The organism is Nocardia acidivorans NBRC 108247 (genome assembly GCF_001625085.1).
GTDB lineage: Bacteria > Actinomycetota > Actinomycetes > Mycobacteriales > Mycobacteriaceae > Nocardia > Nocardia acidivorans.
In genome coordinates this window covers 1-8,936 of the sequence record NZ_BDAW01000065.1, presented here as the reverse complement: position 1 = coordinate 8,936, position 8,936 = coordinate 1, and the positions used below count along the sequence as shown (strand labels likewise).

Annotated in this window: 8 protein-coding genes and 1 pseudogene; 5 read left to right on the top strand and 4 right to left on the bottom strand. The window is 68.9% G+C overall.

Annotated features, from left to right (window positions below; genetic code table 11):
- Positions 1–1,446: pseudogene (locus NA10_RS28110) on the bottom strand (hypothetical protein); the annotation flags it as partial.
- A gap of 81 nt (positions 1,447–1,527) precedes the next feature.
- Here NA10_RS28110 and NA10_RS28105 point away from each other — a divergent pair.
- Complete coding sequence (locus tag NA10_RS28105) at positions 1,528–1,962, top strand: DUF3151 domain-containing protein (RefSeq protein WP_067573276.1); 435 nt, start codon at positions 1,528–1,530, stop codon at positions 1,960–1,962.
- Positions 1,963–2,023: 61 nt separating this feature from the next.
- Positions 2,024–3,118, top strand: coding sequence for an FUSC family protein (locus NA10_RS28100; protein WP_067573274.1), 1,095 nt, complete (start codon positions 2,024–2,026; stop codon positions 3,116–3,118).
- Between the two features lie 94 nt (positions 3,119–3,212).
- On the opposite strand, the gene NA10_RS28095 is transcribed toward NA10_RS28100, so the two are convergent.
- Positions 3,213–3,995 (bottom strand): site-2 protease family protein, encoded by a 783-nt coding sequence (locus NA10_RS28095; RefSeq protein ID WP_067573270.1) that lies wholly within the window; start codon positions 3,993–3,995, stop codon positions 3,213–3,215.
- 39 nt (positions 3,996–4,034) lie between these two features.
- On the bottom strand, positions 4,035–4,697 hold the full coding sequence (locus tag NA10_RS28090; RefSeq protein WP_067573268.1) for a hypothetical protein: 663 nt from the start codon (positions 4,695–4,697) through the stop codon (positions 4,035–4,037).
- Between the two features lie 273 nt (positions 4,698–4,970).
- On the opposite strand from NA10_RS28090, the gene NA10_RS28085 reads away from it, so the two are divergent.
- On the top strand, positions 4,971–6,260 hold the full coding sequence (locus NA10_RS28085; protein ID WP_067573266.1) for an adenylosuccinate synthase: 1,290 nt from the start codon (positions 4,971–4,973) through the stop codon (positions 6,258–6,260).
- A 68-nt stretch (positions 6,261–6,328) separates the two neighbouring features.
- On the opposite strand, the gene yczR is transcribed toward NA10_RS28085, so the two are convergent.
- Entirely contained in the window at positions 6,329–7,825 is a 1,497-nt protein-coding gene (gene yczR, locus NA10_RS28080) for a MocR-like transcription factor YczR (protein WP_067573272.1), read from the bottom strand.
- 61 nt (positions 7,826–7,886) lie between these two features.
- Between yczR and NA10_RS28075 the strand changes: the two genes are divergently transcribed.
- On the top strand, positions 7,887–8,189 hold the full coding sequence (locus NA10_RS28075; RefSeq protein ID WP_067573265.1) for a hypothetical protein: 303 nt from the start codon (positions 7,887–7,889) through the stop codon (positions 8,187–8,189).
- Between the two features lie 53 nt (positions 8,190–8,242).
- Positions 8,243–8,803: a methylated-DNA--[protein]-cysteine S-methyltransferase gene (locus NA10_RS28070; protein ID WP_067573263.1), complete on the top strand. Its 561-nt coding sequence runs from the start codon at positions 8,243–8,245 to the stop codon at positions 8,801–8,803.
- Positions 8,804–8,936: the final 133 nt, after the last annotated feature.

The window sequence follows — 8,936 nt, the reverse complement described above, 5'->3', positions numbered from 1 at the left end:
CCCGGGTCCCTGGGGGCCGCCCTGGTTCCCGGGTCCCTGGGGGCCGCCCTGGTTCCCAGGTCCTTGGGGACCGCCCTGTCCGCCGGGTCCGCCCTGGTTTCCCGGTCCGTGCGGCCCACCCTGCCCGTTCGGCCCCTGCGGTCCGCCGGGTCCCTGCGGCGCGCCCGCCCCGACACGTTGCGGTCCGGGCGGCATGGCACGGGGTCCGCGAATCGGGACGGCGGGCGCGGTCGGCTGCATATCGGCGGGCGAGGGCGCACTGCCCGGCCGGCGCGGCGCATGCGGCGGGCGCGGCGGTGCGGGCCGGGTCTCCTCAACCGGCCCCGCCGGACCGTTCGGTCCCGCCTGCTCCGGCGAGCTGACCCGCGGCCCCACATTGCGCGGCCCCTGATTCATCCGAGGCGATGCGGGCGGCTTGCTCACGGCCCGCCCCTGCGGCCCGGAAACCCGCATCTTCTCGGTCTGCTGCCCGCCGGTGACGATCGGCAGCGCCGTGGTGGCGTCATCCGCCACCGGAACCCGCTTCATCACAACGGTCTTCGAATCCGCGTCACCGTCGGACCCCGCGTCCTGCCCGGGAGTGCCCGTGCCGCCTTCGGATTCAGCCGCGGACTTCTCATCCGTTCCGGTCGATGCGCCCGGATCGCCCTGCGCGGAACCCGACTCCTGCGCTCCGGCCTGACCCGCCGCGTCCCGGTTCGTACCCGCATCCGCCGCGCGCTGGGCCGCGTCGGCGGACGCATCCTTCGCTGTCGTCCCGGCCTGGCCGCTTCCCGAAACACCCTGTCCACCAGCCGCGTTCGCCGCTGCCGCGCCGGGCACTGCGGCCGGAACGGCCGAGTTGTCCGCACGGGCGGCATCGGTCCGATCCGCGAGCGAACCCGGTTGCGCGGCTGTGTTATTCGACTGTGCCGTCGAATCGCTGCCCGGTCGACCCGCGGCCCGCTGCGGCGGATTCGGCGCGTCCGCGCGCGGAACGACCTTGAACGCGGTGGTGACATCCGCCGAGGGCGGCGGATTTCCGGAGCCGCCCGGGGCGCTGGGCTGTGTCCGCGCGGGGGGCTGCACACCGGCCGGAGCGGCGGCCTGCGCGGCTTCGTCCTGCCGCGGGGCGTCCTGCGGTGCCGGCCGGGGGCTCTGCTGTGCCGGACCTCCCAGGTGTGGGGGGAGGTTGCGCTGTGGCGGCGCACCCTTTTCCGGCGCGCCGGATGCGTCACCCTTGCCCGCCGCGTCGGCGGGGCGCGGGGTCGCCGGGATGCGGGCGGTCGGGCCGTCGGGGGGTTGCGCCGGTTCGTACTTGATGGTGGCGAAACCGGGCTTGGAGGTGGGAATGACCTCGGTGGCAGCGGTTTCGGGTGCGGCTGGGGTGTCCTGTTCGGCGTCCTTGCCCGGAGCTGCCTGCCCGGCAGGATCCTGTGGCTGCTGGTCGTCGTTCGAGTCGGACACGCGCTACCCCTCGCTTCGGCGGAACTGTGATTCGACGGTCAGCCTACTGAGCATTCCGATAGTCGGTGCAGAATGATCGGCATGACCTCCTTCGGTGATCTGCTCGGACCCCAGCCGGTACTGCTCCCGGAAAACACCGACGCCGAGGACGCGTTGCTGGAGAACAAGGACCCGGTGCAGGTCGCGGCGGCGCATCCGACCGCCTCCATCGCCTGGGCCCACCTGGCAGAAGGCGCTCTCGAACGCGGTAAGGACGAGGTGAACGCGGACACCCTCGCCGGGTACGCGTTCGCCCGCACCGGCTACCACCGCGGCCTGGACCTGTTGCGCCGCAATGGCTGGAAGGGCTTCGGCCCGGTGCCGTGGAGCCACGAACCCAATCGCGGATTCCTGCGCAGCGTCGGCGCGCTGGCCCGCGCGGCCCGCACCATCGGCGAGACCGACGAGTACGCCCGCTGCCTGGACCTGCTCGAGGATTGCGATCCGCGCGCGGCCGCCGAACTCGGCCTCGACTGACACCTTGACCAGTGGCCTAGGCACCACGTTCGACGCCGCCAAGGACAGCGGCGTGGCACGCATGCGCACCGCGGTCGCGCGGGTCCGCTCCTCGCTGTTGCCGATCGTGCAGTGCGCGGTCGGCGCGGGCGTGGCCTGGTTCATCGCGCACACCGTCGTCGGCCATCCGCAGCCGTTCTTCGCGCCGATGGCGGCCATGATCTCCATCGGGGTGTCGTTCGGGGCGCGCCTGCGCCGGGCGGTCGAGTTGATCGTCGGCGTGGCGGTCGGCATCGGCATCGGCGATCTGTTCGTCTCCCGGGTGGGGACGGGCGTCTGGCAGATCTCGATCCTGGTCGTCTTCGCCATGTGCGCGGCCGTCTTCCTCGACGGCGGACCGGTGATCACCATGCAGGCGGCCTCCTCGGCGGTGCTGGTGGCCACGCTGATCCCGCCGGAGAGCGGCGCCTCGCACCTGCGCATTATCGACGCCCTGGTCGGCGGCATGGTCGGCATCGTGGTGGTGGCCGCGCTGCCCCTGCATCCGGTGCGCCGCGCCAGACAGCAGGCCGCGGACATTCTCGGCGTCATGGGCAAATCCCTCACCGATTGCGCGGACGGACTGCTCGAACACGATGCCGAGAAGATCAAGAACGCGCTGGAGGCGGTGCGCGGCACCCAATCCCGCCTCGACACGCTGCGCTCCACCCTCGAGGGCGGGCGGGAGATCAGCAGAATCTCACCGCTGTACTGGAATTCGCGCGCCCGGCTCGAGCGCCTGCGCGAAGTGGCGGACCCCCTCGACAATGCGGTCCGCAATACCCGAGTCCTGTTGCGGCGGGCGCTTTCTCTCGTGCGCGATGACGAAATCCTGGATCCGCGACTGACTCTGGAAGTCGAGCGGCTCGGCGACGCGGTGGATGTGGTGCGGCAGATGGTCCTGGCCGATCCGGGTGATCAACCCGATGCCGCCGAGGCCACCCGCGTCCTGCGCACGGTCGCCAAGGGCGCGACCAAGGATCTGGTCGACGGTGCGGGCATCTCCGCGCACGTGGTCTTCGCCCAACTGCGCTCGATCGTGGTCGATCTCATGCAGGTGTGCGGTATGCGCAGGCTCTCCTCGATCGCACTACTGCCGCCGACCGTCGCGAATCCCTATGTGACGCCGATCGATTGAATTCGAGTAGTGCGCTACTCGGGTTCGCGGGTGTGCGCGCCGATAATTTCTCGCCATGGCCGGGCTGACGAGGGGCGGCCCGGCCACACAACTGTCAGCGCCAGAACCGGGTCAGCCAGGACCCTTTGTCCGACCAGAACGACGGCACGCCCGACAGTTCGAACAGCGCGCGAATCCCGTCGAAGAACAAGATATTGAGCTGCGGCACGAACAGCAGCGCCACCAGGATCAGAATCCCGTACGGCTTGATCTGATCCATCGACCGCCGCGTCTGATAGCTCAGCGACGGCTCCAGAATTCCGTACCCGTCCGTTCCCGGCACCGGGATCAGATTCAGCACGGTCGCCATGATCTGCAGGAAGGCGAGATAGCTCAGCCCGAACCAGAACGCGGCGTGCGAAGCCGAACTGCCCCACAGCTTCACGATCACCAGCAGCACCACCGCGAACGCCGCGTTGGTGGCCGGACCCGCACCGCTGAGCATCCGCTGGATCCGCGCGCTGAAACTGTTCGAGTTCACGTACACCGCGCCACCCGGCAGCGCGAACCCGCCGATGGCGATGAACAGCAGCGGCAAACCGATCGACAGCAGCGGATGGCTGTACTTCAGCGGGTTCAGGGTGAGATACCCGCGTAGCTCCACCTCGCGGTCCCCGGCCCGCCACGCCACGAACGCGTGCGCGAACTCGTGCAGGCAGATGGACACCACCCAGCCCGCCACCACCATCAGGAAAACCCCGAGTTTGGCCTGGTTGGACAGCACATCGGCGGTCCAGGCGATCACCGCGCCCGCCACCGCGATCGCGACCACGAGCAGGAATACCGGACTGGGCCGCACCGCCCCCGAAGCACGGCCGATCGCACGGGGAGAACTCATCGGACTCCTTGTATGGAACCCGGACGCACCGGGTGAACGTCAGCGGACCAGCAGCCAGGGTTCATGATGCCGGTAGAAGGTGGAGCGCCGCACCGGCTTATCGGTGGTGATGCCGTCGCGGGTGACGATGGCGCCACGCGTGCCGAGCTGCATGGCCCGGCCCTGCGCCCAACGCTTCTTGCCCAGGATCCCGCGCTGTGCGCTCGCGTGCAGGCCGGGCATCTCCAGTGTCGGTGACACCAGCAGCGCCGCGACCTTACCGGTGAACAACCGCGTGTCGTCCACGTACGCTTCGCCTTCGAGCTTCTCCCCGGCCTCGCCGACCAGGGTGGCGCGGCCGATCAGCACCTTGCCGGTGTCATCGCGAATGAGCGGGGTCTCGCGCGGCTTGCCCTCGAGCGCGCGCTTGGCGGCGGCCGAACCGGTGCCGGTCTCGTAGGCGCGCGAACCGTAGGTGCGGTCGACGGGCACATAGCCGATCTCGACGCCGAGGCGTTCGGTGCGCATCAGATGGGTCAGCACCGCGGCGAGCCCGGCGTCCTCACCGAGCACGATGAGCCGGGGCAGACTGTCCGCGGCCATGACGGGCAGCAACTCGTCCAGCACATTCGTATCCGGTATGGCCGAGGTCTGGGTGAGCGGAAGAGAAGCGAGCGCGATCGGTACGGGTGCGCCGTCGCAGCGGAGAACATGGGTACTCAACTGCCGTACACCCTCCTCTGACCTGACAACACCATCGCCTCGCTGCGCTCCTGCGGACCCGCTTACCGGCCCGGCTCCCCGTGTCACCATAGCCCCGGTTCATTTGCGCCGCCGCCTTCGAAGCCCACCCGTTACGTCGGTTTCGTCCCGCGCCGGGTCGCGAACCTGGGCGTATTCGAGCATCTACTAGACTGTGCCTCCGGCCACCGCCTTCTGACGGCGGGTAGCTGCAGCATCACCGATGCTGCGCGTCGAACCCGTAGGAGTCTTCTCATGCCGGCAATCGTGCTGATCGGCGCCCAGTGGGGCGACGAGGGCAAGGGCAAAGCGACCGACCTGCTCGGTGGCCGCGTCCAATGGGTTGTGCGCTATCAGGGCGGTAACAACGCGGGTCACACCGTGGTGCTGCCCAACGGCGACAACTTCGCACTGCATCTGATTCCGTCCGGCATTCTCACCCCCGGTGTGACCAACGTCATCGGCAACGGCGTGGTGATCGATCCGGGCGTACTGCTCACCGAACTCGCGGGCCTGGAAGAGCGCGGCGTGGACACCTCCCGCCTGCTGCTGTCGGCCGACGCGCACCTGATCATGCCGTACCACGTGGCCATCGATAAGGTCACCGAACGCTTCCTCGGCAATAAGAAGATCGGCACCACCGGGCGCGGCATCGGCCCCTGCTACCAGGACAAGGTCGCCCGCGTCGGCGTCCGCGTCGCCGATGTGCTGGATGAGAAGATCCTCACCCAGAAGGTCGAGGCCGCACTGGAATTCAAGAACCAGGTGCTGGTGAAGATCTACAACCGCCGTGCGCTGGATCCGCAGCAGGTGGTCGACGAGGTGCTGGAGAAGGCCGAGGGCTTCAAACACCGCATCTCCGACACCCGCCTGCTGCTGAACCAGGCATTGGAGCGCGAAGAGATTGTGCTGCTGGAGGGTTCGCAGGGCACCCTGCTGGACGTCGACCACGGCACCTACCCGTATGTGACGTCGTCGAACCCGACCTCGGGCGGCGCGGCGGTCGGTTCGGGCATCGGCCCCAACAAGATCGAGACCGTGCTCGGCATCCTCAAGGGGTACACCACCCGCGTCGGCTCCGGCCCGTTCCCGACCGAACTCTTCGACGAGTCCGGGGTGTACCTGGCCAAGACCGGCGGCGAGGTCGGCGTCACCACCGGGCGCGCCCGCCGCACCGGCTGGTTCGACGCGGTCATCGCCCGCTACGCCACGCGCGTCAACGGCATCACCGACTACTTCCTCACCAAGCTGGACGTGCTCTCCAGCCTGGACACCATCCCGATCTGCGTCGCGTACGAGATCGACGGTGAGCGTTTCGACGAAATGCCCACCACCCAAACCGATTTCCACCACGCCAAGCCCATCTACGAGGAGATGCCGGGCTGGTGGGAGGACATCTCCGGTGCGCGCACCTTCGAAGAGCTACCGCCCAATGCGCAGGCGTACGTCCTGCGTCTGGAAGAGCTCTCCGGTGCGCGCATGTCCTGCATCGGCGTCGGCCCGGGTCGTGATCAGACCATCGTGCGCCACGACATTTTGAGCTGAACGGCGTTCTCCCCGTGAGCAATCCGCCCCCGTCGCGAAATCGCGGCGGGGGCGGTGCTTTTCGGGCCTCAGTAGCAGGTCATCGGGGCCAGGGGCTCGGCGGCGTGCGGGGTCAGCGAGGCGTACGCGGCCGCGAGGGATTTGACGCCCAGGCGGATGTCGGCCTCCTCATGGGTGAAGGGGAGGCGGAGGAAGCGTTCGAATGCGCCCTGGACGCCGAAACGCGGTCCGGCGGCGAGTAATACGCCGTGGTTGGGGGCGGTGGCGGCCAGTGCGCTGGAGACCGGGGCGGGGAGTTGAGCCCACAGGGACATGCCACCCGCGCCGGGGGAGACGCGCCAATCGGGGAGTTCCTCGGCCAGGGCGTCCAGCAGGGCCGCACGGCGGGAACGGAGCTGTTCCCTTCGCACGGTGAGGATTTGGTCCGCGTGCTGGAGCAGGTGCACCGTCGCCAGCTGATCCATGACCGGGGTGCCCAGATCCATGGTCGAGCGGGTGCCGAGCAGTTTGGTGATCAGGGACTGGTTGGCGCGCACCCAGCCCACGCGCAGGCCGCCCCAGAAGGATTTCGAGGCCGAGCCGATGGTGACGATCTCCGAACCGCGCGCGAATGCCGCTACGGGCGGCATGATCTCGTGATCGGTGAGGTGCAGATCCACCATGGATTCGTCCACGATGACGGTCATGCGGGTTTCGCGGGCGATGGCGGCGAGTTCGGCGCGGCCCTCGGCGGGCAGCAGCAATCCCGTCGGATTGTGGTAGTCCGGAACCAGATACGCCACGCTGGCGGCGGTTTGCCTTGCGGCGCTGCGGATTCCATCCAGGTCCCAGCCGTCCGGGCGCAGCGGGACCGGGACCGGGCGCGCGCCCACATCGCGAATGGCCTCGATGGCGTTCGGATAGGACGGATGCTCGATCAATACCCGCTCGGCCGGGGTGGTGAGCACATTGAGCAGCAGCCGCAGTCCGTGCTGTGCGCCGAGGGTGACCAGGATCTGCTCCGGATCGGTCGGCAGGCCGCGCTCGGTATAGCGGCGGGCCAGGGCCTCGCGCAGCATGAGCATGCCGACCGGGTCCATACCGTGCGTGCCCAGATAGGTCGGAAGTCCTTGCAGTGCGGTGGTGTACGCGTCGGTCATCTCGACGGGCGCGGCCATGGCGGCATAGGTCATATCGATGGTCGGCAGTTCCGGCTGCGCCATCATGGCCAGCAGGCTGCGCGCGGGTTTGGTGCCGTCGTGCACCACGGTCGGCGGTAGCGCCACCGTACTGCGCGAACCCTGTCTGCTGATCAGATAGCCGTGTTCGCGCAGCAGGGCGTACGCCGAGGTGACGGTGGTGCGGCTGACGGTGAGGCTGGTGGCCAGATCGCGTTCGCTGGGCAGGGCCACTCCGAGCGGGGCGCGGCCGTCGTGAATGAGCAGTCGAATGCTCTCCGCCAGCGCCACGTAGGCGGGGCGGCTGCTGCGCCGCGCCCCGTCGGCGGGTGCGCTGCCCGGTTCGTCCTGACGCCAGCGGCCCAGGTCGCGTGTGAGGCTGGCCGCGCCGATCACTCGTATTGCCATGAAGGCCAGTATCCGGGTACTGGATATTTTCTTCAAGTCCAGATCGGGCCAGTATCGAAGAATGATCGCACTGCTCATCTCCCTGCTGGTTGTCGCAGCCTTCGCCGGGATCGTCTACCGGTTCGCTCCCACGCCGGATGAGCGTTGGGGCGCGCTGCTGGAGCGGTACCGGCCGCATGCGCCGATGTCGGACTGGTCGGTCGCGGAATACGAAGGGGCGCGGCAGTATTCGGACCTCGCCGCCGCCTACGCCCGTCAGGACGCCGCGCCCGCCGAGGGGGTTGCACGCCGTGTTCGCCGCACCCGCTCACCCCTGGCCGATCTGGCGACAATCCCCTGCCGCGAAGAAGCAGTCCAGTTCTGAGCAACTGGACTGAAGGTGCGGAATCTGTCGTACCGCAGGTGCACACTGGCCCTATGCCACCCCCGGACCGCCCGCTCGCCTCGGCGGCGCTCTTCGATACCGCGATAGGCACCTGCGCCATCGCCTGGAGCCCCGCCGGCGTGCTGCGTTTCGCCCTCCCCGACGGCGACCCGGAGTCCACCCGCGCCTATATCCTGCGCAAACACCGCACCTTCGACATTCGCGAAGCGGCACCCACCCCCGAAATCGCCACCGCCATCGAGAAAATCCGCGCCCACCTGGCCGGTGACCTCGACGACCTGGACTGGATCCGCCTGGATATCAGCCCCCTCAACGATTTCGACCGCGCCGTCTACGCCGTGGCGCGCGCTATCCACCCCGGCCACACCCTCAGTTACGGCGATATAGCCAACCGCATCGGCGCCCCCGGCGGAGCCCAAGCGGTAGGCCAATCCCTGGGCCGCAACCCCATCCCCCTGATAGTCCCCTGCCACCGAGTCCTGGCCGCGGACCACGCCCTACACGGCTTCTCCGCCCCCGGCGGCATCACCACCAAACAGCGCCTCCTCGAAATCGAGCGCACCCCCGGTTTCGGCGAACCCACCCTCTTCTGAGGCGGATCGCAGACGAGAAAGTGCCTGCGCCAGGCGAATTCGCGATGAGTGTGCCGCGGCTGCGGCGGGGATGACCGGCCGCGGGCGCTGGGTTAGAAGGCGCCGCCGAGGAAGCCGCCTACCGCGCCGCCCG